This is a genomic window from Bradyrhizobium murdochi, assembly GCF_000472965.1.
In the GTDB taxonomy this organism is placed as follows: Bacteria; Pseudomonadota; Alphaproteobacteria; order Rhizobiales; family Xanthobacteraceae; genus Bradyrhizobium; species Bradyrhizobium murdochi.
In genome coordinates, this window is sequence record NZ_AXAU01000008.1 from 76,242 (window position 1) to 102,185 (window position 25,944).

The 25,944-nt window shown below is 62.3% G+C and carries 25 protein-coding genes and 1 tRNA gene; 9 read left to right on the forward strand and 17 right to left on the reverse strand.

Translation table 11 applies throughout. From position 1 onward, the window contains the following. Positions 1-111: 111 nt before the first annotated feature. On the reverse strand, positions 112-1,803 hold the full coding sequence (locus YUO_RS0116860; RefSeq protein WP_028348336.1) for a sensor domain-containing diguanylate cyclase: 1,692 nt from the start codon (positions 1,801-1,803) through the stop codon (positions 112-114). A gap of 117 nt (positions 1,804-1,920) precedes the next feature. On the opposite strand from YUO_RS0116860, the gene YUO_RS0116865 reads away from it, so the two are divergent. Beyond that, on the forward strand, positions 1,921-2,598 hold the full coding sequence (locus YUO_RS0116865) for a YggS family pyridoxal phosphate-dependent enzyme (protein WP_028348337.1): 678 nt from the start codon (positions 1,921-1,923) through the stop codon (positions 2,596-2,598). A gap of 55 nt (positions 2,599-2,653) precedes the next feature. On the opposite strand, the gene YUO_RS0116870 is transcribed toward YUO_RS0116865, so the two are convergent. After that, positions 2,654-3,439 (reverse strand): 2-keto-4-pentenoate hydratase, encoded by a 786-nt coding sequence (locus YUO_RS0116870; RefSeq protein WP_028348338.1) that lies wholly within the window; start codon positions 3,437-3,439, stop codon positions 2,654-2,656. A 15-nt stretch (positions 3,440-3,454) separates the two neighbouring features. Then, positions 3,455-4,024 carry a L,D-transpeptidase family protein gene (locus tag YUO_RS0116875; RefSeq protein ID WP_028348339.1) on the reverse strand — a complete coding sequence of 190 codons (570 nt, stop codon included), beginning with the start codon at positions 4,022-4,024 and terminating at the stop codon, positions 3,455-3,457. A gap of 269 nt (positions 4,025-4,293) precedes the next feature. Between YUO_RS0116875 and YUO_RS0116880 the strand changes: the two genes are divergently transcribed. Both YUO_RS0116880 and YUO_RS0116885 read left to right on the forward strand, forming a co-directional pair. Then, the gene (locus tag YUO_RS0116880) at positions 4,294-4,980 is read left to right on the forward strand and encodes a response regulator transcription factor (protein WP_028348340.1); all 687 of its coding nucleotides are present in this window, start codon (positions 4,294-4,296) and stop codon (positions 4,978-4,980) included. Between the two features lie 51 nt (positions 4,981-5,031). Further along, positions 5,032-5,472 carry a cyclic nucleotide-binding domain-containing protein gene (locus YUO_RS0116885; protein ID WP_028348341.1) on the forward strand — a complete coding sequence of 147 codons (441 nt, stop codon included), beginning with the start codon at positions 5,032-5,034 and terminating at the stop codon, positions 5,470-5,472. 31 nt (positions 5,473-5,503) lie between these two features. Here YUO_RS0116885 and YUO_RS0116890 read toward each other — a convergent pair whose 3' ends face one another. The 4 genes from YUO_RS0116890 to YUO_RS0116905 form a co-directional block, all read right to left on the reverse strand. After that, complete coding sequence (locus YUO_RS0116890) at positions 5,504-6,319, reverse strand: exodeoxyribonuclease III (RefSeq protein WP_028348342.1); 816 nt, start codon at positions 6,317-6,319, stop codon at positions 5,504-5,506. A gap of 74 nt (positions 6,320-6,393) precedes the next feature. Continuing rightward, positions 6,394-7,200: an outer membrane lipoprotein carrier protein LolA gene (locus tag YUO_RS0116895; protein ID WP_083754611.1), complete on the reverse strand. Its 807-nt coding sequence runs from the start codon at positions 7,198-7,200 to the stop codon at positions 6,394-6,396. Positions 7,201-7,319: 119 nt separating this feature from the next. Further along, positions 7,320-9,767 carry a DNA translocase FtsK gene (locus YUO_RS0116900; protein ID WP_028348344.1) on the reverse strand — a complete coding sequence of 816 codons (2,448 nt, stop codon included), beginning with the start codon at positions 9,765-9,767 and terminating at the stop codon, positions 7,320-7,322. Positions 9,768-9,779: 12 nt separating this feature from the next. Then, the gene (locus tag YUO_RS0116905) at positions 9,780-11,003 is read right to left on the reverse strand and encodes an aminotransferase class I/II-fold pyridoxal phosphate-dependent enzyme (protein WP_028348345.1); all 1,224 of its coding nucleotides are present in this window, start codon (positions 11,001-11,003) and stop codon (positions 9,780-9,782) included. Positions 11,004-11,175: 172 nt separating this feature from the next. On the opposite strand from YUO_RS0116905, the gene YUO_RS0116910 reads away from it, so the two are divergent. Together YUO_RS0116910 and YUO_RS0116915 are read left to right on the forward strand one after the other, a co-directional pair. Further along, positions 11,176-11,403, forward strand: coding sequence for an AbrB/MazE/SpoVT family DNA-binding domain-containing protein (locus YUO_RS0116910; protein WP_028348346.1), 228 nt, complete (start codon positions 11,176-11,178; stop codon positions 11,401-11,403). A 3-nt stretch (positions 11,404-11,406) separates the two neighbouring features. Further along, positions 11,407-11,823, forward strand: a complete 417-nt coding sequence (locus YUO_RS0116915) for a type II toxin-antitoxin system VapC family toxin (RefSeq protein WP_028348347.1) — start codon at positions 11,407-11,409, stop codon at positions 11,821-11,823. A 163-nt stretch (positions 11,824-11,986) separates the two neighbouring features. Here YUO_RS0116915 and YUO_RS0116920 read toward each other — a convergent pair whose 3' ends face one another. The 4 genes from YUO_RS0116920 to YUO_RS0116935 form a co-directional block, all read right to left on the reverse strand. Next, on the reverse strand, positions 11,987-13,429 hold the full coding sequence (locus tag YUO_RS0116920; RefSeq protein ID WP_028348348.1) for an ammonium transporter: 1,443 nt from the start codon (positions 13,427-13,429) through the stop codon (positions 11,987-11,989). Between the two features lie 38 nt (positions 13,430-13,467). Beyond that, a complete protein-coding gene (locus YUO_RS0116925) occupies positions 13,468-13,806 on the reverse strand; it encodes a P-II family nitrogen regulator (RefSeq protein ID WP_028348349.1) in 339 nt (112 codons plus the stop codon). A 307-nt stretch (positions 13,807-14,113) separates the two neighbouring features. Further along, positions 14,114-15,421, reverse strand: coding sequence for an ammonium transporter (locus tag YUO_RS0116930; RefSeq protein WP_028348350.1), 1,308 nt, complete (start codon positions 15,419-15,421; stop codon positions 14,114-14,116). A gap of 91 nt (positions 15,422-15,512) precedes the next feature. Then, positions 15,513-15,851 (reverse strand): P-II family nitrogen regulator, encoded by a 339-nt coding sequence (locus YUO_RS0116935; protein WP_028348351.1) that lies wholly within the window; start codon positions 15,849-15,851, stop codon positions 15,513-15,515. Positions 15,852-16,099: 248 nt separating this feature from the next. Here YUO_RS0116935 and YUO_RS0116940 point away from each other — a divergent pair, with 248 nt between their 5' ends. Then, positions 16,100-16,987 (forward strand): DUF4339 domain-containing protein, encoded by an 888-nt coding sequence (locus tag YUO_RS0116940; RefSeq protein ID WP_028348352.1) that lies wholly within the window; start codon positions 16,100-16,102, stop codon positions 16,985-16,987. Between the two features lie 164 nt (positions 16,988-17,151). On the opposite strand, the gene tesB is transcribed toward YUO_RS0116940, so the two are convergent. Continuing rightward, on the reverse strand, positions 17,152-18,012 hold the full coding sequence (gene tesB / locus YUO_RS0116945) for an acyl-CoA thioesterase II (RefSeq protein ID WP_028348353.1): 861 nt from the start codon (positions 18,010-18,012) through the stop codon (positions 17,152-17,154). 212 nt (positions 18,013-18,224) lie between these two features. Here tesB and YUO_RS0116950 point away from each other — a divergent pair, with 212 nt between their 5' ends. After that, a complete protein-coding gene (locus tag YUO_RS0116950) occupies positions 18,225-19,442 on the forward strand; it encodes a ubiquinone biosynthesis hydroxylase (RefSeq protein ID WP_028348354.1) in 1,218 nt (405 codons plus the stop codon). A gap of 69 nt (positions 19,443-19,511) precedes the next feature. On the opposite strand, the gene YUO_RS0116955 is transcribed toward YUO_RS0116950, so the two are convergent. Beyond that, on the reverse strand, positions 19,512-19,709 hold the full coding sequence (locus tag YUO_RS0116955) for a Trm112 family protein (RefSeq protein WP_028348355.1): 198 nt from the start codon (positions 19,707-19,709) through the stop codon (positions 19,512-19,514). A gap of 50 nt (positions 19,710-19,759) precedes the next feature. Continuing rightward, a complete protein-coding gene (locus YUO_RS0116960; protein ID WP_028348356.1) occupies positions 19,760-20,296 on the reverse strand; it encodes a TetR/AcrR family transcriptional regulator in 537 nt (178 codons plus the stop codon). A 94-nt stretch (positions 20,297-20,390) separates the two neighbouring features. Here YUO_RS0116960 and YUO_RS0116965 point away from each other — a divergent pair, with 94 nt between their 5' ends. After that, entirely contained in the window at positions 20,391-20,741 is a 351-nt protein-coding gene (locus YUO_RS0116965) for a hypothetical protein (RefSeq protein WP_028348357.1), read from the forward strand. A 12-nt stretch (positions 20,742-20,753) separates the two neighbouring features. Here YUO_RS0116965 and YUO_RS0116970 read toward each other — a convergent pair whose 3' ends face one another. Together YUO_RS0116970 and trxA are read right to left on the reverse strand one after the other, a co-directional pair. Continuing rightward, positions 20,754-21,428, reverse strand: coding sequence for an LON peptidase substrate-binding domain-containing protein (locus YUO_RS0116970; RefSeq protein ID WP_028348358.1), 675 nt, complete (start codon positions 21,426-21,428; stop codon positions 20,754-20,756). Positions 21,429-21,500: 72 nt separating this feature from the next. Beyond that, complete coding sequence (gene trxA, locus YUO_RS0116975; protein WP_028348359.1) at positions 21,501-22,424, reverse strand: thioredoxin; 924 nt, start codon at positions 22,422-22,424, stop codon at positions 21,501-21,503. Between the two features lie 380 nt (positions 22,425-22,804). Between trxA and YUO_RS0116980 the strand changes: the two genes are divergently transcribed. Beyond that, a tRNA-Gly gene (locus YUO_RS0116980) sits at positions 22,805-22,879 on the forward strand. Between the two features lie 118 nt (positions 22,880-22,997). Here YUO_RS0116980 and YUO_RS43815 read toward each other — a convergent pair. Then, positions 22,998-25,637, reverse strand: a complete 2,640-nt coding sequence (locus tag YUO_RS43815) for a T6SS phospholipase effector Tle1-like catalytic domain-containing protein (protein WP_051379482.1) — start codon at positions 25,635-25,637, stop codon at positions 22,998-23,000. Positions 25,638-25,944 lie beyond the last annotated feature (307 nt).

Here is a 25,944-nt window from a genome sequence, read left to right on the forward strand (position 1 = left end):
TGGATTCGGGTCCCGTCCAGAGGACGGCGGACTAGGCCACAAAAGCGGCTGTGGGGTCAACGGGTTGGGACAGTGGGATGGGCGTTTTAGCCGATGGCGTGGAGCGTCCGCTCACCCGGCCATCGCGATTCCCGCCTCGTCCACCAGCTTGGCAAAGCCGTGTTCGACCACGGTATTTCGCCCGCGGTGTTTGGCAGCGTAGAGGGCAGCATCCGCCGCCTCGATCAGCTCGCCGGGGGTTTGGGCGTCGTTCGGGAGCGTTGCGGCGACGCCGACGCTGACGGTGACGGTGCAGTAGCTCGAGGTGATATGCGGCAGCGCGAGACCTTGAACGGTGGCGCGCACAGATTCACCGATCTCCAGCGCTTTTTGCAGGCCGGTGTTCGGCAGCAGCAGGCAGAACTCCTCGCCGCCATAGCGGCCGGCAAAGCCCAGATTATCGGCGGCGATGCCGGCCAGCGCTTCGCCGATCCGGGTGAGGCAGGCGTCGCCTTCCGGGTGGCCGTAGGTGTCGTTGTAGAGCTTGAAGTGATCGACATCGATCATCAGCAGCGACAGCTCGCTATGATACTGCTGCACCTTCATCCATTCGAAATCGAGCCGGCTCTGGAAACCGCGCCGGTTGGCGAGGCCGGAGAGCATGTCGATCGAGGCCATCACGGTGAGCCGGTCGTTGGTGGCAACGAGCTCGCGTTCGCGCTGGCTGAGTTGCGCCGCCATCGCGTTGAAGGCGCGGGCCAGTGGCATGAATTCCGACGGCAGGCGGCTGTGCGAGACGCGGGCCGACCAGTCGCCTTCGCCGAATCGCCTGGCCATGCCGGTCATGACTTCGATCGGGTTGATGATGAGCTTTTCCGCGCCGATCAGCGCGCCGAGCAGCACGAACAGGCAGACTAGTCCGAGTTGCAGATAGGCGGTGCGGATATCGCGGTTGATCTCCGCCGTGATTTTGGCCTCGTCGATGCTGACGATCAGGCGGGACTGCGTGCCGGGAATGCGCGCGAAACTGATCGCGCGTTGCGACCCGTCGGCCGCGGTGAAGGAAAGCGAACCCATCGGGGTGTCGGAAACGAGTGCCTTGTGAGCGATGGCCGTCAGTAGCGGCACGTTGTTGAGCGGCTTGCCAATCATGCTGGCCTCATCGGCCGGCGCGGCCAGCACGACGCCGGCGCCGTCGACCAGCAGCGCCGAAATGCCCGGCCGTCCGCCGAGCTTGGCCATGATCTTCGACATCCAGTCGAGATTGATGCCGGCGACCGCCACGGCGTCTTCTTCCGGATTAATTGCGGCTACCGGATAGGCCGCCATCAGGATCGGTCTATTGCTTACCCTGGCGAACAGATAATCGCTGAAAACGAAGTCGCGGGTCTGTTGTGCCTTTCGGAAATACTCACGGTCGCCGATGTTGAGGCCGACCAGCATGTTCAGTGTCGAGCACTGCACCACGCCTTCCTTACTGACGATCATGATGCTGCGGATCCAGGGCAGGTTGGTCGGCAGGCTGGCGCGCAAGATTTCGCAACTGCGCCCGATGCCGCTGGATGCGCGGATATAGGCGGCCGATTTCAGCATGGTTTCGACCGAGGAGACGACCTCGCGCTGGGTCTCCGCAGTGTGCAGCGTGATGTTGGCGTATTCCGCCGAAGCCATCGCGATCTGCTTGGTGCGCGCGTCTTCGAGCGAACGGACCCGTTCCAGCATCAAGGGCGCCACCAACATCACGGCGAGCAGCGCAAGCCGCGCCCGGATTCCCAGAAGCTTCTTGAGTTTGACCCGATTGCGCTTGAAAGTAACGCCAGACATTCTGCCCCCTACACGGCAAGGTAGTGTGAAGGGTTCAAAAAGCCTTTCCCGAACTTGGTAAAATTAGAGGAAATGCCGTAAAATTCTCGGCCGAAATCAGGACATGACGCGACAGAGATGCCGACATCGCTAACCAAGTCTTTACCAAATGGTCTTGCGCAGGTGGAGCAAGAGATCGCGCGCGCCTGCAAGGAGGCGCGGCGTGAGCGCGCATCGGTGACGCTGATCGCTGTGTCGAAGACGTTCAACGCCACGGCCATTTCGCCTGTCCTCGAGGCCGGGCAGCGCGTGTTTGGCGAAAACCGCGTGCAGGAGGCCAAAGCGAAATGGCCGGCGCTGGTGTCGGCCTATCCCGGAACTGCGGTGCACCTGATCGGGCCGCTGCAATCCAACAAGGCGAAGGAGGCCGTCGCGCTGTTCGATGCGATCCACTCGGTCGATCGACCCAGCATCTGCGAAGCGCTCGCCAAGGAAATCAATTCACAGAACAAACGTCCGGAATTGTTCGTTCAGATCAACACCGGCGAGGAACCGCAGAAGGCCGGCATCGCGCCCGGCGAGGCAGATGCCTTTATCGCGAGCTGCCGCGACAAATACGGTCTGGTCATCTCCGGTTTGATGTGCATTCCGCCGGTCAATGAGGCGCCGGCGCCGCATTTTGCGTTGACGGCCAAGATCGCCGCGCGCAACGGGCTGAAAAATCTGTCGATGGGCATGAGCGCCGATTTTGCAGTCGCGATCCAGATGGGTGCGACGCATGTGCGCATCGGCTCGGCAATTTTTGGCGCGCGATAAAAGCCTGTGCCGTCGTCCCTGCGTTCGCAGGGACGACATCGAGTGCGGATGAGGCCTACTCGAACCCAACTGACACCTTACCGAGCGCGCCGAAATCGACAGCGCAAAAATCGCCTGACTGAATTGGCAGCGGTGGGTAACAGGTGCCAGTGGTGACGATGCGCCCAGCCTTCAGCGTCACGCCAAGCTGGCGCAGTTCGTTGGCGAGCCAGGTCAGCGCAATGCGCGGATCGCCCAATACGTTCTTGCCGTGGCCAACGAATTGCTGACCGCGCATCGTGATGACCGGCCGTTCCTCGACGAGATCGCGCGTGCGCCAGTCTGCGCTTGCCGCCGGGCCGATGACAAACAGATGCGCACAGGCATTGTCGGCGATGAGTTGGGCTTCGCCAGCGCTGACGAAATCCGCAAACCGCGAATCCGGAATTTCGATGGCCGGATGCAGCGTATCGACCGCATCGAGGACCTGCTGCGTCGTATAGGGCGTGGAGCGCGCCGGCAGATCCACGCCCATGCGAAAGGCGAATTCGGGTTCGGCGACGCGCATTTCGTTGCCTGCCATCGAAGCCGTTCCGCCGTCGCGGATGACGGTTTCAGCCAGAATGCGCCCAGCCATCGGGCCGTCGACGTTGATGTGCTTTTGTCCAGCCTCGCTGGTGGCCGCGATCTTCCAGCCGAACAAGCTATCGGACGAGTATTTTTCGATTCCCGCCTGGATCGCGTAGGCCTCAATGCGATCGCGCGGCCGCAGCGATTCGTCGAGGCCGGAAAATTTGGTGCCGGCGCGCCAGTGGTCGTGCAGGATCTTTGACGCGGCCGTTATTGCGTTCCGGTCGAGCATTGTTTTGTTTCCCTATCAGCCGATCATGATTTTGGTCTGCGGTCCCATGCGCCGCAGCAGCCGCAGCATGGCGGACTTTGTCATCGAGACGCATCCCGCCGTGGGCGAGAAATCGGTTCGCGCCAGATGCAGGAACACGGCGCTGCCACGGCCGGCAATTCGCGGCGCGCTGTTGTGATCGATTTCGACGATGAAGTCGTAGAGGTGATCCTCGCGCGTCAGCCTGTCACCAGCCTGGTCCCGAACCAGGCGGATTGGCTGGTTATAACGGCGATCCTGCGGGTCCTCGCACCAGGCATCTTCGGGCCGGATCGGCCGGACCGGCAGATAGGTCCGCGGCCTGGGATGGCGATCAGCGCGCCACCACAATTGCAGCGGATGATAGGTGCCTCGCGGCGTGCCGCCATCGCCCTCCCGTTTGTTGGCGAGGATGCCGCCGCGGCCAAGTGCCACCGGCACGGTCCAACCGTCCGCCGACAGCCAGCCTCGGCAGGGGTCGCCGGCTGCCCTATGGACCCGGATTGCCGTCAACGGCCGATCACGCGCGGATGTCCTATAAGTGATTGAAATGGCGTTACTTTCCATGCCAGTGCCCGAATCCTGGGGTTGCTTGCCCTGCCTGAGTTCCTCTATTTGGCGGCATTACAGGACATTCATCCAAACGCGCCTCAAATTTGGGATAGACTACGGTTCAGCTTGTGAAATTGTAACAATCTCCTACCTCAATGCGAATCAGTGCCTGATAACCCGGCTTGCTTGTGAAGTTTGCCCGCGAATCAGGTTGTTATCGACCAAGACCCGGCTTGAGACGCTCTCGCTTGTGTCCGCCGCCTGCCTCAAGAGGATCGTATCCTATGCCCAATGCCCGCAAGATCCTGATCGTGGATGACGACACCGATCTGCGCGATACGTTGGTGGAGCAATTGTCGCTGCATGAGGAATTCGAAGCCTCCGCAGTCGATACCGGCGCCAAGGGCGCCAGCGCCGCCAAAGCCAATTCCCCCGATCTGGTGCTGATGGATGTCGGCTTGCCCGATACGGATGGAAGGGAGGTCGTGCGCAGCCTTCGTAAGGGCGGCTTCAAGGCGCCAATTATCATGCTGACTGGCCACGACACCGACTCCGACACCATTTTGGGGCTCGAATCGGGTGCCAACGACTACGTCGCCAAGCCGTTCAGGTTTGCCGTCCTGCTCGCCCGTATCAGGGCGCAGCTCCGCCAGCACGAGGCCAGCGAGGACGCAGTATTCTCCGTCGGCCCCTACAGTTTCCGGCCCGGCTCCAAGATGCTGACCGCCGCCAATGCCAGAAAGGTACGGCTGACAGAGAAGGAAACCGCGATCCTACGCTTTCTGTATCGCGCCGGTCAGTTGCCGGTGTCGCGCGAGACGCTGCTGCAGGAAGTCTGGGGTTACAATTCGGGCGTTACCACGCACACGCTGGAAACCCACATCTACCGTCTCAGGCAGAAGATCGAGAAAGATGCGGCCAACCCGGAAATCCTGGTGACGGAAGCCGGTGGTTACAAACTGGTGCCGTGATACGATTCGCAACCACGATTCGTAATTTTCGCGCATCCCGGTCAACGGTCCATGTCGATCGACGATGATGTAGCCCTGCTTGAACGGGTCCCGACATTACGCCTGTTGGGAACGGCGGCGCTGCGCATGCTGGCGATCGGCTCGGAGCAGCGCGATTTCTCTCCCGGCGATTATCTGTTCAATGCGGGCGACGACGCGGATGCGGGCTATATCGTTCAGCGCGGTTCGTTCCGCGTCGAGGACGGCGGCGCTGAAGTCGTTGCGGGCCCCGGCGCCCTGATCGGCGAGTTGGCGCTGATCGTGGCCATGAAGCGACCGTCCAGCGCGGTCGCGCTTGATCATTCCTCGGTTATCCGGGTGTCACGCAGCCTGTTTCAGCGCGTGCTCGAAAGTGACCCCGCCGCGGCGCGCCGCCTGCGCGATGAACTCGCCACCCGGACCAGTCAGCTCGCCAGCGATATTCTGATGGCGGGCGCGAAACTGAGTATTTGAGCCGCGTCGTCCCTGAGTTCGCAGGGGCGACCTACACCTCCAGCGTCACCGTGACAGGCACGTGGTCCGATGGGCGCTCCCAGCCGCGCGCATCGCGGGTAATCCTGAAATCGCTGACGGCGTCCTTCAGCGCGCGCGAGACCCAGATGTGGTCGAGCCGACGGCCACGGTCGCCCACCGTCCAGTCGGCGGCGCGGTAGCTCCACCACGTATAGACCTTTTCCGAAAGCGGGATCCGCTCGCGCGCGACGTCGAACCATTCGCCATGGGCCTGCGCCGCCAGGAGCTTTTCGCATTCGATCGGTGTGTGCGAGACGACCTTCAGAAGCTGCTTGTGCGACCACACGTCGTTTTCATGTGGTGCAACGTTGAGGTCGCCGACCAGGATATGCCGGTCGTCACCACGCGGATGCAGCGGTTCGCAGGCCTTCATCTCGTCGAGAAATTTCAGCTTGTGATCAAACTTCGGATTGAGCGCGGGATCGGGAATGTCGCCGCCGGCCGGAACGTAGAAATTGTGCAGCACCAGTGGCTTTGCAAGCTGGGCCTTCTCGCCGAAAGCCACCGAAATATGCCGCGAATCGATCTTTTCGCAGAAGGTTCTGATATCGGTGGTGTCGAAGGGCAGTTTCGAGACGATGGCGACGCCGTGATAGCCCTTCTGCCCGTTCAGCGCGACATGCTCATAACCGAGACGCTTGAACCGCTTCAGCGGAAAAGCATCGTCGATACATTTGGTTTCCTGCAGGCACAGCACATCCGGTCGCGCCGATTTGAGGAATTTGGCGACGATATCGATGCGCAGGCGCACCGAGTTGATATTCCACGTTGTCAGGGAAAAACGCATGGGAGCCGTGTCTTACCACGGTTCCTGGCGCGCATTTCCTCCTCTCCACAGAAAGAATGGGGAAAGCGCGTCGCTCAGTTCGCGGGAGTGAAGTAGTTGGTGAAGTCGATTTTGAACAGGCCGGGGTCGACCTTCTTGGACGAGTCCAGATTGTAGACCGCAACCGTGGTGTCGTAACCCTGCGGGTCGGTCACCGTCCATTGCTTGAGCTGGCCGTCCTTGACGCCAACCATCAGCATCAATCGGCTGGTGCCGATCAGGGCCTGCTTCTCCTCGATGGTGACGCTGATGTAGACGTCATCGGCGGTGACGCTGACGACATTGGTGTCCTTCAACAGATCGATCCTGTCCGACAGCAGGAAACGCAGCGGCGTTTGCGACAGCGGATAGATGTCCTGGGTGGCGAGCTTGCGGTCGCGTACGGCCAGCGATGAACCATCAGCGATAATCGCGATCGGACTCGGGTCATCATATTCGAAACGTACCTTGCCCGGCTTCTGGATGTAGAAATCGCCCTTGGTCCTGCTGCCGTCAGGGCCGACTTGCACGAAATTTCCGACCAGCGTCTGCAACGACGATAGATATGAACTCACCCGCGCAGCCTGCGCCTTCTGGTTGGCATCGAAGGTTGCAAAAACATTGGCCGGGACATTGCGGCGCGGGTCCGGAAGCACCGGATTCGGCGGCGCCTGGGTGGCGCCGGTGGTCATCGGCGTTTTTTCCTGCGCGCTCATCTGCATGCCGCCGTCGCGGGCCTTGGGCGCGGGCTTCGGAACCGGCACGGTCTGCGAGAGAGCCGATGTCGCGAAGCCAGCGATGGATGTGGCGATCAAAAGGGCCAGTCCGGAGCGCAGCCCGCGATGGGTGGGTTGTTGTGTCATCAGATATTTCGGATCTCTATTCGACGAGGCATCCCGCTATCGGCCAGTTTATCGCGCTTCGACCAAAGGAGATATCGTTTTTCCGTGAAAATCGTTGCGCCGAATCCAGGTTCGGCGCTTTAGAATCCGCCCTCTTCCTCCTCAACCAGAATTTCGCGCTTGCCGGCGTGATTCGCCTGCCCAACGATGCCTTCCTGTTCCATCCGTTCCATCAGCGAAGCGGCGCGGTTGTAGCCGATTTGCAGCCGGCGCTGAATATAGGACGTCGAGGCCTTGCGGTCGCGCTTGACGATCGCAACCGCCTGCGCGAACAGGTCGCCACCACCATCGCCGCCCATGCCGGTGGAATCGAATACCGCGCCGTCTTCTTCGCTCGGTTCCTCCGCAGTGACCGCTTCCAGATATTCGGGCGCCCCTTGCGTCTTGAGGTGACGCACCACTTTCTCGACTTCTTCGTCTGAAGCGAATGGTCCGTGCACGCGGCTGATGCGACCGCCGCCGGCCATATAGAGCATGTCGCCCTGGCCGAGCAGTTGCTCGGCGCCCATCTCGCCGAGAATAGTGCGGCTGTCGATTTTCGACGTGACCTGGAATGCGATGCGGGTCGGGAAGTTCGCCTTGATGGTGCCCGTGATGACGTCGACCGACGGACGCTGCGTTGCGAGAATGACGTGCAGGCCGGCGGCGCGCGCCATCTGCGCCAGGCGCTGCACCGCGCCTTCGATGTCCTTGCCGGCCACCATCATCAGGTCGGCCATTTCGTCGACGATGATGACGATATAGGGCAGCGGCTCGAGCTCGAGCTTTTCTTCCTCGTAGATCGCCTTCCCGGTTTCCTTGTCGAAGCCGGTGTGCACCGTGCGCGTCAGCTCCTCGCCCTTGGCCTTGGCTTCGACGAGGCGCTGGTTATAGCCGTCGATGTTGCGCACACCGAGCTTGGCCATTTTCTTGTAGCGCTCCTCCATCTCGCGCACGGCCCATTTCAGCGCCACCACCGCCTTCTTCGGATCGGTCACGACCGGCGTCAGCAAATGCGGGATGCCATCATAGACGGAGAGCTCGAGCATCTTCGGATCGACCATGATCAGGCGGCACTGATCCGGCCTCAGGCGATAGACCAGGCTGAGGATCATGGTGTTGATCGCGACGGATTTACCGGAGCCGGTGGTGCCGGCGATCAGCATATGCGGCGTACGCGCCAGATCGATGATGATGGATTCGCCGCCGATATTTTTTCCGAGGCAGAGCGGCAACTTCACCGTCGACTCGTTGCTGTCCTTTGTGGTCAGCAATTCACGCAGGTAAACTTTTTCACGATGCGCATTCGGCAGCTCGATGCCGATGGCATTGCGGCCGGCAACCACGGCGACGCGCGCCGAAAGCGCACTCATCGAGCGGGCGATGTCGTCGGCAAGGCCGATTACGCGCGAGGATTTGATGCCGGGCGCCGGTTCGAGTTCGTATAGCGTCACGACCGGGCCGGGATTGGCCTTGACGATCTCGCCTCGGACGCCGAAATCGCCGAGCACGCCTTCCAGCGCGCGCGAATTGGCCTCCAGTTCGGCCTTGCTGAGCGGCTGCCGGTCCGACGCCTTCGGCGCCGTCAGCATCGAGACTGAAGGGAGTTCGAACTTGTCAGATTTTCGCGCCGCTGCACGCGGTGCAGGCTTCTTGCGCGGAGCGCGGGCGGCCGGGACTTCCTCGTCCTCTTCTTCCTCTTCTTCCTCGTCCTCGAACTCCTCTTGCTGCGGGGCCAATGCCGGTGCGCCTCGGCCGCCGAGGCTCGGTTCCTGACGTTCGAACGAGGACTTGCGGGGCGGCGGCGAACTCGACACCAACGATCGGTAGGCCACGCCCATCAGCCATCCGAGCCGAGCCTTTGCGCTCATCAGGGCATGGTACACCCAACCGAGCGATACCGAACTGCGATCCTCTTGTTCAACGAAGGGCGCGTCATCGTCCTCGATCGGCGTCAGCTCTTCCTCTTTCGGGCGCGAGCCCCAACCGCTGGCAAACAGAAAGGTCGCAGCCATCGCCGCGAACAGGATGATGCCGAGCACGAGGCGATAGGTGAAGCCAACCGGGCCAAACACGACGGCGGGCGCACGCACCAGCGCGTCGCCGACGACGCCACCAAGGCCGGTCGGCAGCGCCCATGCGCCGCCATGCGGCCAGCAGCTCGCAAAGCCTGCCGCGATCACCGTGGATAGAATCCAGCACCCAAGACGCAGCGCTTCGCGGTCGAAGGCGCGATGGGTCAGCATGCGCCAACCCCACACCGCGACGGGGAGGATCAGCATGATCGCGCCGAGGCCGAGAATCTGCATCAACAGATCGGCGCCGATTGCGCCGGGGTAGCCGAGAACATTGCGGATCGGGCGCGACGTCGCGTGGCTCAGGCTTGGATCCTGCACCGACCACGTCATCAGCGCCGCCGCCGCCACGCCGGACAGCGCGATCAGGCTGAGGCCGGCGAGCTCGCGCAGCCGCCGCGCTAGGGCCTCGCGGATCGAGACCGGCAGATGACCGACCAGGGGAATGACACGTTCGATCGCTGGCATGCTCATGGGGCCCTGCGATTAATCCAGAATTTCGACCAGCCGGTGCAATGCCTCGGCCGTTGATTCACTATCTGAAACCAGCGCGAGACGGATGTAGCCGGCGCCGGGATTGAAGCCGTCGGGCTGCAGACGCGACAGATAGCTGCCGGGGATCACACGGACGCCCGCATCCCGATAGAGCTTCACCGTCGCCGCCTCGTCGCCGCCGCGTTCGGATACGTCGAGCCAGACGCAGAATCCGCCGGCGGGCCGCACATAGCCGTAGCGGCTGCCCAGGATCTGGTCGGCAAGATCGAACTTGATGCGATAAAGCCTGCGGTTTTCTTCGACATGGGTCTCGTCGCTATAGGCGGCGACTGCGACGTGCTGCAGCGGCACCGGCACCTGCGGCGCCGCGACATTGCGAAACTCGTGAAAGGCAGCGAGGAACTTGCCGTCCCCGGCGGCAAAGCCGACGCGCATGCCGGGTAGATTGGAGCGCTTCGACAGCGACTGGAACGCAACGACGTTCGTGAAATCGGGCCCGGCGCATTCGAGCGCGCTGCCCGGCGGCTGCCTGGTGTAGATTTCCGAATAGCACTCGTCGCTCAGGATCATGAAGCCGTAGCGGTCGGCGAGGGCCTTCAGCCGCGTGAAGTAATCGCGCGAGGCGACGGCGCCTTGCGGATTGGCGGGCGAGGCAATGAACATCGCAACGGTTCGGGCCAGCGTCGCCTCGTCGAGCGTATCGAGATCCGGCAGGAATCCGTTGGCGAGCGTGGTCGGCAGGTAGATCAGTTCGCAACCAGCGGCCCGGGCGCCTGCGCCATAGGCCGGATAGAACGGGTTGGGCATCAGGATCGCGGGCCGGCCCTTGCGCGGGCCAACATGGCGGGCGGCGGTGATCGCCGCGGAAAACAGCCCCTCCCGGCTGCCGTTCAGCACCAGGATTTCGCTCTCGGGGTCGATCGGGCGGGGGAGCTGGAACCGGATCGAAAGCCAGTTGGCGGCGGCGCGTCGGAAAGGCTCGATGCCCTTGGCCAATGGATAGCGGCCGAATTCGGCAATGTGTTTCGCCAGCACCGGCCCGACGAAGCTAGGCACCGGGTGCTGCGGTTCGCCCAATGACAGCGTGATCAATGGCTTGGCCGGCTGGTAGGGCGCCAGCAGCTCGGTCGTGCGCAGGAACGGCGAGCGTTCGGCCTGACCGGCAGGGGCACTGCCGGCGCCCTGCGCCACGCCGGAAGAGGCGATCATTGCCATGTCTGAAACGCCAGCACTTTCAAAAGCGGTCAAAGGACTTAAGCGAGCCCCGGAAACCCATCAAACCACCATAGATACGGCGAGGTTAAGACGCGATTAACCATCGGCTGGTCTGGACAATTTGCAGGGTATTACCATATTTTGAGCGGGTATTACTTCCGGGAGTTCTGCCATGGCGACGACAGTTACGAGCAAGGGCCAAGTGACAATTCCCAAGCCTGTTCGTGAACATCTGGGGATCGTTCCGGGAAGCAAGGTCGAGTTCCGATGCGCTGCGGATGGTACCATCGTGATCGAAAAAGCCGATACAAGCGAGCCTAGTCGTTTTGCCAAGCTGGTTGGTATCGTCGGCCCGGGTCTTTCCACGGATGAGATCATGGCGATCACGCGCGGGGACTAGCGCGTGACGCTGGTCGATTCCAACGTCCTTCTGGATGTCTTTATCCAGACTCCGGGCTGGTGGGAGTGGTCGCTTGCTCGTCTGGAGGACGCCGCCCGCCAAGGGCCACTGCTGATCAATGACGTGATTTTTGCTGAAACGTCCATACGTTTTCCAGTGATCGAAGATTTCGAAGCAGCCTTGTCGCAGGCGGGCATCACCGTCGCGCCGATACCGAGAATGGCGCTGTTTCTCGCAGGTAAGGCTTCTGTTCAGTATCGCAACGCGGGCGGCGCCCGCAGCAGCGTGCTTCCGGATTTTTTTATTGGCGCTCATGCGGCGGTCGAACAGCTTCCGCTTTTGACACGCGATACGCGCCGCTATCGAACTTACTTTCCGACAGTGACGTTGATCGCACCGAACGGCGAGACAGGCGCGTAGCCGGAGGCCTACCGCGGCGCAGCCGCTCAAAGCTCAAGGCGCGCACAAAAAGAAAGGGGCTCCAGCTTGCGCTGGAGCCCCTCAACGGTCAGGGCATTGCCGGGTATGTGCCCGAACCGGAGTTCTGGATGCGACCCTTTGGGAGATCGCACCCCGGGAGAACTTACATGTTGTAGGCGCGCTCGGTGTGCTCGGTGACGTCGAGGCCTTCACGCTCGGTCTCGACGTTGACACGCAGCCCGACGATCACGTCGACGACCTTGAACAGGATCGCCGAGCCGATGCCCGACCATACCAGCGTGGTGCAGACGCCCCAGAGCTGCGAGGTCATCTGCGCGACGAAGTCGTAGTCCGCGATCTTGCCCGCGACGTAATCCATGACGCCAGTGCCTCCGAGCGCCGGGTTGACCAGAATGCCGGTGCCGATCGCGCCGACGATGCCGCCGACGCAGTGGACGCCGAACACGTCGAGCGAGTCGTCATAGCCGAGCGAATTCTTCACCACGGTGCAGAAGAACAGGCAGACGACGCCGACCACGAGACCGAGCACGATCGCTCCCATCGGACCGGCGAAGCCGGCCGCGGGCGTGACTGCGACAAGGCCTGCCACTGCGCCCGACAACGCGCCGAGCACCGAGGGGTGGCCCTTGACGATCCACTCCGCGAACATCCAGGCCATCGCCGCCGCTGCGGTAGCAACGAAGGAGTTGGTCATGGCGAGCGCGGCGCCGCCGGAGGCTTCGAGGTTTGATCCGGCGTTGAAGCCGAACCAGCCGACCCAAAGCAGCGAAGCGCCGATCATGCTCATGGTGAGGGAATGCGGAGCCATCAGCTCCTTGCCGTAGCCGACGCGCTTGCCGATCAGGAGCGCACCGACCAGACCGGCGATGCCGGCGTTGATGTGCACCACTGTGCCGCCCGCGAAGTCGATAGCGCCCTTCTTGAAGATCCAGCCGGCGTCGGCATTGATCTCGTCGAGCTTGGCCTGCGCCGCGGTTTTCGCCGCACCGTCAGTCGCCGCGGCAAGAGCCTTGGCCGCATCCGTGATCAAGTCCGGTCCTGGCCAATACCAAACCATATGCGCGATCGGGAGATAGATCAGCGTGACCCAGAGCGGGACGAACAGGGCGACCGCCGCGAATTTCATGCGTTCGGCGAAGGCGCCGACGATGAGGGCGGGGGTGATCGCCGCAAATGTCATCTGGAAGCAGATGTAGATGAGCTCGCTGATGTTGGCGTCGACACTGAAGGTCGCCGCTTTCGAATCCGTCGTCACGCCCATCAGGAAGGCCTTGGAGAAGCCGCCGATGAAGTCGGAACCGCCGGTGAAGGCGAGGCTGTAGCCGTAGAGCGCCCAGAGCAGGACGACGATGCAGACGGTATAGAAAACCTGCATCAGCACCGAGAGCATGTTCTTGGCACGGACGAGACCGCCATAGAACAGCGCCAGGCCCGGGATGGTCATCAACAGCACCAGCACCGTCGACGTCAGCATCCAGGCGTTGTCGCCCTTGTTGACGGTCGGCTCGGCGTAGGCAGCGGTCGCGGCGAGCAGGCCGACTGCGAGGGCCGCCAGTCCCGCGCTATAGGGACGTTTAAACGTCATTTGATTTTACTCCTGAGTGGTAAGGTTTGTGCGCGAAATCAGAGGGCCGCGGCATCTGCCTCGCCGGTGCGGATGCGTACCGCATGGTCGAGGTTGATGACGAAGATCTTGCCGTCGCCGATCTGTCCGGTCTTGGCAGCCGATGTGATGGCATCGATGGTCTTGTCGACCTGGTCGGAGGCGATCGCGACCTCGATCTTGATCTTGGGCAAGAAGCTCACGGCGTATTCAGCGCCACGATAGATTTCTGTATGGCCCTTCTGGCGGCCATAGCCTTTGACTTCCGTCACCGTGAGACCGTGAACGCCAATGGCGGTCAGGGCGTCCCGGACTTCTTCGAGTTTGAATGGCTTGATGATCGCCATAACAATTTTCATGGGTCTTGGTCCCCGCTTGGGCCCGGGTCAGGCGGACCGGGCGTTCTCGACTGAGGTTCACCACGCGGAGGTGTTCACTACGCGGGCACAGCCGGGACCCTTAGAATCAAATGCCGTGCCAGATCGGGATCGTTCCCTAACAGACTATGAATCTGGACCTTTTCGCCCTTTGCGAGAATTGCATCTTCCTGCGCCATTCCGCCGCGCCCAAAGCGTAGTCAGTCCTGCCCAAAACGTGGGCAGGGCCTGACGGCCGACGCAATCGTGCTCAGCAGCAGGGCACGAAAACGGTAATACGGTGGGTGGCCTATTGCAGGGCTTCGCCGTGCTGCGAGATGTCGAGGCCTTCCAGCTCCTGCTGCAACGAGACCCACAGCGGCGCGAACACGCCCACCAGCTTGAGCAGGATAAAGGTAATGCCGCCAGACCAGACGAGGGTAACCGCGACGCCATAGAGCTGGGTCAGTACCTGCTGCGCATTGCCCTCGATCAGGCCGGCGGTGCCCCCGATCGCGTTCACCGCGAAGACGCCGGCGAGCAACGTGCCGGTCAATCCCCCGATGCCGTGAACGCCGAACACGTCGAGCGAGTCGTCATATTTGAAGCGCTGCTTGAGCCAGGTGCAGGCCCAGAAGCAGAGCGTTCCCGCGACGGCGCCGATCAAGACGCCATGCCACGGCGCAACGAATCCGGAGGCTGGCGTGATTGTGCCGAGGCCCGCAACCGCGCCCGAGATCATGCCGAGTACCGACGGTTTGCGCCGTGTCGCCCATTCGATCGCGGCCCAGGCCAACGCGCCGGCGCAGGCGGCCAGATGCGTCGCGGTGATCGCCATGACCGCGCGCGAGTTCGCGGCCAGCGCAGATCCGCCGTTGAAGCCGAACCAGCCGACCCACAACAATCCGGTGCCGATCACGGCGAGCGAGAGGTCGAACGGCGCGAGGTTCTCGCTGCCATAGCCGTGACGCCGGCCCATCACCATCGCAGCTACCAGTCCGCCGACGCCGGCGGAAAGATGCACGACGAGACCGCCGGCGAAATCCAGCACGCCCATGGTGGCAAGGAAGCCGCCGCCCCACACCCAATGCGCAAGCGGCACATAGACGAACATGAACCAGCCGACGGAGAACAGGAGATAGGCCGAGAACCGCATCCGGTCGGCCACCGCGCCCGCCACCAGCGCCACCGTGATGATCGCAAACGTCATCTGGTACAGCACAAAAAGCGCTTCCGGAATCGTCTTCGCCGCCGGATTGACGCTCTCCATCGTCATGCCGATCAAAAACCAGCGATCGAGCGTGCCGATCCAGGCGCCATCACCGACAAAAGCCAGCGAATAGCCGAACGCCACCCAGAGAATCGAGATGATCGCGACGGCGGCGAGGCTTTGCGCCATGGTCGCCAGCACGTTCTTCTTCCGCACCATGCCAGAATAGAACAGTGCGAGGCCCGGTATCGTCATCATCAGCACCAGCGCGGTGGCGACGATCATCCACGCGGTGTCGGCGGCACTGATGGTGGACGCCTCGGCCTGCGCCGGCGTGATGAGCGCGAAGTTCGCCGCAAGAGTAATGAGCGCAGCATTGCCTGCTGCACGATACGATGGTGCCCCCATAAAAATCCCCCGGCCTGTTGTCGTTTCGTTGCCGCTTCTTGGCTTCGCGTGTTCAGCGTCGTTGCCGCCGCGCCTTGAATTCCGTGATGTCTCAGAGCGCGTCGCTATCGGTCTCGCCGGTGCGGATTCTCAGCGCATGGTCGATCGGCGTGACGAAGATCTTGCCGTCACCGATCTGCCCGGTACGCGCGTTCGCGGTAATGACCTCGACTGCCTTGTCCGCAACGTCGGAGGCGACCGCGATTTCGATTCGGAGCTTGGGCAGGAAGTTCACGACATATTCGGCGCCCCGATAGATTTCGGTGTGGCCCTTCTGGCGGCCGTAACCCTTGACCTCCGTCACCGTCATGCCGTGGACGCCGATGGCGGTCAGCGCCTGGCGTACCTCGTCAAGCTTGAAGGGTTTGATGATCGCGACGACGAGCTTCATGGTCAGGCCTTCATTTCTCTGGGGTATTTTTGAGCATGCGACAGGCTGGGTGCCCCGACGGCGGACCGCCGAGGTAAATCTGGCATCTTTCTGGGCAAATGGCACAAAAAAGTTGCAGGTAGAAGGGGAAAACATTTCGAGCTGGTGACATCGATCACTGTACAGGCACCTGTAACGTCCGCCAAAATGCGGTTTCACCCCCAGCCGCCCGCCGGCTACATCCATTTTCCACGGCTCAAGGAAATAAAATGTCGAACCGATCGTGGTTTTATGCAGCCAACGGCCAGCAACAGGGCCCTTATCCGGAGGCCCAGCTTCGCGATCTCATCACCCGCGGCATGGTCGGGGCGGATACGCTGGTCTGGACCGAGGGAATGTCGGGCTGGCAGCGGGCAGGAGAAATTCCGGGGATGATTCCCGGCGGATCAGGTCCGCCCGCCTTCACGCAACCCGGTGCTCCACCTACGGCTGCAGGCGGAGGTTACGGCGGCGGTGCGCTGTCGATCGATGTCGGGCTGTGGGAGCTCCTCGGGCGCAGCCTTGTGTTCGTCATCGGCATGGTGCTCGTGATTCCGGCACCCTGGGTTGCGACCTGGTTCTATCGCTGGATCTTTTCCCGGCTCTACGTGCCGGGCCGGCCGAACCTTGCTTTCACCGGCCAGCCCCTCGACATCTGGTACGTCCTCATCGCCATGGGCATTCTAACCTATGTAGGCTCGGCCGATCTCTATTACCTGCAATACCTCTCGATCCCGCTTCAGGCCGTGCTGGCCTGGATGGTCATCCGCTGGATCGCTTCTAACTTGAGCTCAAACGATCAGCCGCTTCCGATCGCCTTCAACGGCAGCGCGTTGGGTTATGTCGGCTGGCATGTGCTGTTGTATGTGTCCTTCATTACCATCGTCGGCTGGGCCTGGGTGGTCACGGCCTGGATGCGCTGGATCTGCCGCAACATCGACGGTACGCAGCGCGAGGTGATCTTCACCGCGTCCGGACTGGAAGTGCTGTGGCGAACCATCGTGTTCGTGATCGCCTGCATCTTCATCATTCCGATCCCGTGGATGCTGGCCTGGTACGCACGCTGGTACGCGTCGCAATTCGCGTTGGCCGAGCGCGGAACGCTGGCGAAAGCGTAAGAGGTCGCGCTGCCGTTGGCGTGGAATTTGTAGGTGGGCAAAGGCGCGATTGCGCCGTGCCCACCATCCATTCTCACGCACATTTCGCGATGGTGGGCACGCGGAGCCTGTCATCGGGCGCGCATTCGCGACCCGTTGGCTTTGCCCACCCTACAAGGTGTGACTCACTTGCGCTGGCGGACCGAGCCTTCCTGGGCGACTGACGCCACCAGTGTGCCGTCAGGCTTGAAGATCAGGCCGCGGGTCAATCCGCGGCCGTCCTGCGCGCTCGGCGAATCCTGCGCGTAGAGCAGCCATTCGTCGGCGCGGAACGGCCGGTGAAACCACATCGCGTGGTCGAGGCTCGCCGGCATCATGCGCTTGTCAAACAGCGTGCGGCCGTAGCGCGCCATCACCGCGTCAAGCAGCGAGAAATCCGACGCATAGGCCAGCGCGCACATGTGCAGCGCCGGATCGTCGGGCAGCTTGGCCGCGGTGCGGATCCAGACGTGGATGCGCCCGTCCTCGATCTTCTGGCCGAAATAGCGGCCGAGCTCGACCGGGCGCAGTTCGATCGGCCGGTCTGATTCGTAATAGCGGCGGATGAATTCAGGCATCTCGCGGAACATCGGCTGTTTTGCCACTTCCTCCGCAGTGAGTTTCTCCGGCGGCGGCACGTCCGGCATCTTGTCCTGATGGTCGAAGGCGCCTTCCTCCTCGGCATGAAAAGAAACCATGATGGAGAAGATCGCATTACCGTGCTGGATCGCGGTGACACGCCTTGTCGAATAGCTCTTGCCGTCGCGCAGCCGTTCGACCTCGTAGATGATCGGAATCTGCGGATCGCCGGGCAGGATGAAATAGCAATGGATCGAATGCGGCAGGCGGCCTTCGACAGTGCGGCATGCCGCGACCATGGCCTGCCCGATCACTTGTCCGCCGAACACCCGCTGCCAGCTCGTCTTCGGGCTGTTGCCGCGGAACAGGTTCACCTCGAGCGGCTCCAGATCGAGGATGGAAATCAGGTCAATCAGGCCTTTGGACATGGTGGTGCTTTCGGTTCGTGGAGGCGCCGTCATTCCGGGGCGCCTCGAAGAGGCGAACCCGGAATCTCGTGCCAAACTTCTGGACTCCGGGTTCGCGCTAAGCGCGCGCCCCGGAATGACGTCTGGTTAAGGACCTTGTTTCTCAGCCCTGTTTCGCCCAGCTATTATCGGGTAGCAAGTCTGGTCTGAGGGCGTAACCGGGTACGGATCGCATGGCGACACAGCGAAGTATTGTCATCTGCGGCGGCGCCTTTGCCGGGCTGGCGCTGGCGCTGGCGCTCCGCCAGGGCCTTGGCGCCGAGATTCCCGTTGTCATCGCCGATCCCGCGCTCGGGGTGCGGCCGAGCCGCGACCCACGCGCGACTGCCATTGTGGCGGCCTGTAGGCGGCTTTTCGAGACGCTCGGCGTCTGGAATCAGGTGTCGGATTCGCAAGCCATCCTCGACATGGTCGTTACCGATTCCAGGTTGGATGACGCGACACGCCCGGTATTCCTGACATTTGCGGGAGATGTCGAACCCGGCGAGCCGTTTGCCCACATGGTCGAGAATCGCCGCCTGATCGACGCGCTGGTGGAGCGTGCCGAAGCCGAAGGCATCGATCTCCGGCCGACCGCCGTTTCGACCTACGATTCACGTTCCGATGGCGTCACCGTGACGCTCGCCGACGGCGGTGTCATCGAGGCAAGCCTGCTGGTCGCCGCGGATGGCGCGCGCTCGAGACTGCGCGAGCGCGCCGGCATTGCCACCCATGGCTGGGACTACGATCAATCCGGCATCGTCGTCACCGTCGGGCATGAGCGGGATCATCACGGCCGCGCCGAAGAGCATTTTCTCCCGGCGGGTCCGTTCGCGATCCTGCCGCTGAGTGGACAACGCTCGTCGCTGGTGTGGACCGAGAACCGGACCGAGGCCGCACGCATCACTGCGCTCGGCGAGGCCGAATTCCACGATGAGCTCGAGAAGCGTTTCGGGCTGCACCTCGGCGAGATCGAGGCGCTCGACAAGCCGCGCGCGTTTCCGCTCGGCTATTTTGTTGCGCGCTCATTCATCGCCGAGCGGCTGGCGCTGGTCGGCGACGCCGCGCATGTGATTCATCCGATCGCGGGGCAGGGCCTCAATATGGGCCTGAAGGACGTCGCGGCGCTGGCCGAGGTCGTGGTCGACGCGGCCCGGCTCGGCATAGATCCCGGGCAGGCCGATGTGCTCGACCGCTACCAGCGCTGGCGGCGGTTCGACACCATGGCCATGGGCGTTGCGACCAACTCGCTGAATTTTCTGTTCTCGAACGAATCGACGCTGCTGCGTACCGTGCGGGATATCGGGCTCGGCCTCGTCGATCGCGCGCCTCCGCTGAAGAACTTGTTCATCCGCCAGGCGGCGGGATTGTCGGGCGAGGTGCCGCGGCTGTTGAAGGGCGAGGCGCTCTAGGGCGAATGGCGAATAGGGAGTGGCGAATGGAGGTTCTTGCTATTCGCTACTCGCCACTCGCTACTTCCCTCACTCGATCTTCCGTGCCTCTTCCGGCAGCATGATCGGGATGCCGTCGCGGATCGGATAGGCGAGCTTGGCGGAACGCGAAATCAATTCCTGCCGGTTCGAATCGAATTCGAGCGGACCCTTGGTCACGGGACAGACCAGGATCTCCAGCAACTTTCGATCGACGGTGCCGTCGAGGCGTTCGGGTGGGGCTGTCATTTGCTCTCTCCAGATATGCGTAGCCCCTTAGCATATCAAATCGCGGGGTGTCATGACGCTGACATCCGTACCAATTCGTCGACCACGGCCTCTTGTCGTGCCTTCGGCAATGGCTGATCCGACAGCGCAAAGCCGAGAAATGCCCAATACAGGATTTGCGCCCGGGCGCGGGCCACATCCGCCGACAATCCGGATTGCGTCAGAAGACCTTCGACGTAGCCGAGCCGGCGCCGGTCGATCGCCTGCACGGCGGCGCGGGCGGCGGGATCGACGCTCGCCCAGGTGCGGACCGCCCGTTCCAGCATCAGCCGTTCGCCGAACACGCGGCGCAGCAGCAGCGCGAGCGGGTTCTCGTCCTTCGAGGCCGCCTCGACATTGGCGATGATCTGCTCGGCCGCGACCTCATGCCAGCGCGCGAGGATGGCGGCATGGAACGCGCCGATATCGGCGAAATGCCAGTAGAAGCTGCCGCGCGACACTCCCATCGCCTTGGCCAAAGGCTCCGCCTTCAGCGCGGTGAAGCCACGGGTTGCCAACGTCTTCAGACCCTGATCGACCCAGTCCGTTGCCGATAGTTGATTGCTCATGCTGGGTTCCGCGATCTTGTCACCATACACCACTGTATTGACAGGCGCCAGAACGCAGCGCATAGCCATACACTAGTGTATGGAGGCGTTATCGATGCGCGATCTCATTTTGCAATGCGCCGGCGTCGCCGGCATAGCGGTGGCCCTGATCCATGGCGTGCTCGGGGAAACCAAGGTGTTCGCCAGGGCGACCATTCAGCCCGAAAACCTGCGCACCCTCATCCGCCTGGTATGGCAGGCGGGTACGGTGGCCTGGATCGGCGGCGGCGTGCTGCTGATTGCCGCGCCCTCGTTTGGATCGGAGAGCGCGCGGCACTGGATCGTCGCAACGATCGTCGCGGTCTACGCCTTTGCCGCCGCCGCCAATGCGTGGTGGTCGCGCGGTCGCGGCTTCGGCTGGAAAGCCCTTGGCGCCGTCGTCGTGCTCGCGGTGGCGGGGTATTAATTAGCTAGAGGCTTACTGCAGTCCGGTGTCGCCGCTGGTGCGCTTCTTGGCGAGGTCCATTTCGGTCACCGCAATCAGGATCTCGGCGCGGGTTTTCAGGTCCGGCGCCTCCAGCATCGCCTGTTTCTCCGCCGGACCATACGGCGACATCATCGCGAGCGCATTGACCAGCGCCTCGTTCGGCGCGCTCTCGATACCTTCCCAATCCACCTTCAGATTGTTGGCTTTTAGAAAATCGTTCAGCACGTCGAGCAACGCCGTGCGGTCGACTTCCTCCTCGCCTTTGCGCGCGACGAAATCGTCGGCATAGGGGAAGAAGTCCACCTTGCATTGCCGGTACGTAGTCAGTGCTGAGATTTCCTCGACCACTTTGAAGCGCGCGACCCCGGTCAATTCGAGGATGTAGCGGCCGTCGCCGGATTCGGCGAGCTGGGTGATGCGGCCGACGCAGCCGACCTGGAACAGCACCGGCCTTGTCTCGTCCCTGGAGTGGGAAATGTCCGGCTGGATCATCCCGATCAGCCGGTGGCCGTCGCGCAGCGCGTCGTCCACCATCGCCAGATAGCGCGGCTCGAAAATATTGAGCGGCATCTGGCCGCGCGGCAGCAACAGCGCGCCCGGCAACGGAAATACCGGAATGACTTCGGGAAGCTCGCCGGGTCCGCGGTATTCGGCATTGATCGGCATCTGCAGTCCCGGTCAGTTCGTTGGTTTGGTGGATACTCTCTTCACAAAACCATGTCCCGCGCGGAATACGCCCTACGAGAATAGGATCGTCGACAGCCGCTTGCGCCCCTCGACGGTTGCCTCGTCGGTGCCGCCCCACGCCTCGAAGAACTGCACGAGCTGCTTGCGCGCCCCATCGTCGTTCCACTTCCGATCGCGCTTGACGATTTCCAGCAATTGGTTGGTCGCCTCCGCGCGCTTGCCGAGTGCATTGAGCGCCGTCGCCAAGTCGAATCGCGCCTGATGGTCGAGCGGGTTTGCGGCGACCTTTTGTTCGAGCTCGGTCACCGGGCCGACTGACTGCGCCTGCTCGGCAAGGTCGATCGAGGCCTGCACCGCCTTGACGGCGGCATCGTTGCGCTTCGATTCCGGTACCATCGCTAGCGTCTGCTTGGCTTGTTCGACGGCACCCGTGGTCACGTAGCACTTCGCCAGTCCCGCCAGTGCGGCGATATTGGTGGCATCGAAACCGAGTATCTCGGCATAAATCTGTGCTGCAGCGGCCGGATCACCTTCCGCCAGCACGGCCTCAGCCTCTTTCAGGATCTCCGCAATGTTCGGCTCACCCGGCGCCGTCACGCCCTTGGTGAGCTTGTCGATGAAGGCGTTGACCTGGCTCTCCGGCACCGCGCCCATGAAACCGTCGGCGGGTTGGCCGCCGACGAACGCGATCACCGCCGGGATCGACTGAATGCCCATCTGGCCCGGAATGGCCGGATGCTCGTCGATATTCATCTTGACCAGTTTGACCTTACCCTTGGCGGCCCGAACCGCCTTTTCCAGCATCGGCGTGAGCTGACGGCAGGGGCCGCACCAGGGCGCCCAGAAGTCGATCAGCACCGGCTGGCGCTTCGATTCCTCGATGACATCCTTCACGAAGGTCTGGGTAGTCGTCTCCTTGATCAGATCGGGTACTGCCTGCGGTGCCGGGCCGCCGCCCTGCTCAACTATCGTCACGGTATCCTCGCCTGATGTCTCGAGAAGGAACGCAGAATATCGGCTGCGGGTCGGGCTGCTTCTAGCACGGTCCGGAACCAAGTTCTCGTTCGCTAGATGGCGGCTTGGCCGCAAAAATCAATCGGTCCGGGCTCAGAGGGGCCCCGGGGCCAGCGCTCGCGAATCGGGCTATCGCTCTGGCGGCTAATTCTGGGTTCCCGGCGATGGCACGAGGCCCGATAAATTCCATTTTGCTGTTGTTTCGGACCGATTCGAGCCTATTTAGTCAAAGAAATCGGATTATCCGGAAAAGCTTCGGACCGTGCGCGGACTGTTGCATTCGCAGCCCGCATTTGGCATAGGTCTGCCGTTGACGGCGAGCGATCGCCGCCATCTCGGATGCGGGTGTAGCTCAGTGGTAGAGCACGACCTTGCCAAGGTCGGGGTCGAGGGTTCGAGCCCCTTCGCCCGCTCCAGATTTCTAAAATCGGCAAACACTGGATCCAACGACAGGCCGCCATTTGGCGGCCTTTCGTTTGCCGCCGGCAACGGGTGCGCCTCCGGCGGCGGGCATCCTTACTCCTGACGGGTCGCTCACCTCGGGATGCGATAGACCCAGATCCGGGCCTTTCCCGAATTCACGCCGCGAAACAGACCCGGAAAGACGCCGCTGACCGGCTGGTTCAGATAGACGAACAACTGCCCGTCGCGGGTCGCTCTGAATTTCTCTTCGAGACGGTCGTTCGCTGGCTCGCCATCGATGAAGTTCTCCTCATTGCCGGTCTCGCCGTAGCGGAGGATAACGTGGCCAAAGGGCCGGTCGAGCGTTCGCTTGAGCGGGTAAGCTGCCGCCAGCAAAGCGAATCGGCCCAGTGGAACGGTCGGATCGGTTACACCGTTCTTCTTCCAGTTGGGCAGGAACGCGCGGAGCGGCATTCCACCCGGGTCCGATGGCGCGCCGAGAAACGACCAGTCGCCATTCTTTTCCAGAATGAACTGATAATGTCCGCGCCTCTCGAGCATGACGCCCACGGGTGTGCAAAGGTCGGCGGTGTCGAATGCGGCCAAGCTGACCCCTCGGCACGCTGCCGACGTGCAGGTGCCAGGGAAGCTGCCGTCGGGCGCGCGCTTGCACAGCTTCATATCATCGGGGTCGCACACCTCCAGCGTGATTGGCTTTTCCGCTGGCTGGCAGAAGTGGCCAAGGCTGTCGCGAATGTTGAAGAGATAGTGGCTGGCGAAAGCGACGCCGCCGACCAGGAAGAAAACCGCAAAGAATGCAGGCGCGGCCTTGAGTTTGATGTTGGTGAGCAATCGCCGGTAGGCGTCCTTCAGTCTGAAGCGTGCGATAGTCCTGTCGGGGAGCAACATGGTGACCAGGACGGCAAAGGCGAAGAACTGGAAATAGGGGTGGGTGATCCGGTCGATGAAGGTCTGCGGCGAGGCAGACAGCTTTGGCAAGCCGTAGCCGGGCCAGCCCGGTAGCGGATAGAGGGCGATAAAGAGCAGGCCAGCCAGCACTACCATTTGCGATGTGCTCAGGCCGAGCCTTGCTTTGGATTCGCTCCTGTGCAAGTCGACCTTTGCAAGGCTCACCCGCCACGCGCGGCGCATCTGATCGGTGATCCGGTCCTTAAGGCTGGCGCTCAACCATAGCAGCAGCGCGACAAGACTGGCGCAAAGCACAAACCAAAGCGGCTCCCTCGCATAGGCGTTGATCCAGCGTGAGGCCGCGCCCGGCAAGGCGAGCCCGACCATCCGAATGAGGTCGGAAAGCGGCCGCAGGGGCGTGGTGAATTCGGCGGCCGCCGGCGCGGTGGATGTAAGCGGATAGGTCAGCAAATAGAGCGACGCAATGACGGTCAGGAAATAGATGATGCGTCGCCGCCAGATCGAGCTTCCGACGACGTGCTCCTGGGTGAGCTCGCGCCGACGGGCGGAGGCCAGGCTCTCATATTTCGGTCTGCCCGGCGGGACGGTCAGCTTGTCCGGGGTGACGATCCTCTCGTCGTAGGTCAATATTTCATAGACCGGTGGCAGCGCGACCGGCGCATAAAGATGCGCATCGACGGAGATCCGGTCGAATACGCTTTCGTGGATCTTCGGCACTGCGATCTTCACGCAATCGCGCTTGTCGTCGGAGAATTTCGTATCCGACAGCGCGGCCACGCTCCGTGGCCCGTAGCGGTAGTAACCTCCGAGCCCGTTGCGGGAATCGTAGATGCGGCCGTCTTTGTCCTGGGTCGACCGCACCCGCGTAAATGCGTCGGGATCGGCTCCCGGCGCGGCCTTCAAGGTAAGGCCGCGGCTGCGCGCCTCTGACAACATCCAGGTCAGCGACACATGGGCGAGCGAGTCGTCCGGATATCCGCCGCCGACATTGGAATGCACGCCGGCGAACCAGACCTGCGTGATCCGTTCCGAACTGGTCTTCCGGGTACCGGTGACAACGGTCTCCGGACTCTCGTCCCACAGCAGCGGATGAAACGTGGTGCGCTCATCGTCGAGCGAGAGCGCATGGCAGGCCTTGCGCACCAGTGGATGAAGCTGCCGGTCCGGCAGTTCGAGCGGCCAGAGATAGCGGCTGACGCCGCGAGTCATTTCGTCGATGGGCAGACCGTAAGCGGCGACGGTATCCCAAAGGCCGAGGAAGGCGATGTGATCGACCGGGCGCTCGTTCTTGTCGTGCTTGGCTGATACGAACAGGTTGCGCAGCTTTCGAAAAGCCCATTCGATTTGAAACCGCGACTTGAACGTCTCTGCCCGGTGCGCGCGGTAGGCCGCGGCGACCTTTCGATCGAGTTCTTCTTCGGTCTGGTACTTCACCAGGCCCTGTTCGCAGATCAGACCGTTCACCACGCGGATGGTGAAGGCCCCCCGGCTGAACCCGAATGCAAAGATGTCGTCGCTCTGCCAGGGACCGTATCTCTCCTCGCGACCCTCGGCCTTCGCCGCGGCAGCCTCGAGCGCCAGATAGTCCAGATGCGAGCGATAGTTGCGGCAGGCAAACTTGTAGATGTCGAGCACGTTCCGCTTCAGGCCGAAGCCGAAGGCGCCGCCCAGGATCGCAAACGGTTTGAAGGACGAGGTGCCGACCCCGTCGTCGTAGAACGCAATCTGTTGCGAACTCGTCAGATCCAGCGATTCAAACACACGCCAGACATTCGTCCGCCAGACCTTGCCGGCGGAATTGCCGGTGCCGTCCGAGAGCAGAATGATCCGCTTGTTGGCCATACGGACGCTCGCTCAAACCCGGGCGAGGGGAGACAGACATTGAAGGATATGCCGAATAGTTTTCTCAGGGTTTGATCCGCTCCTGTATGAAATGGACCACAATTGCGTTGTTCGTTTATCAATTGGGTGACAGCGCAAGCGGTCCGCTTGATGTGGAGCGCCGCCCACTCGTGCGCCTTGCGCGTATTAGCTCGACGCGGATATTGCGATGCAGCGGGCGCAAGAGCGGATTGCAGGAGCGTATTGAACGCGCGGCTTGGCAATCCGTCTCACAATTTGTCTTGGTCGTACTGAGGCGCGCGGCGCG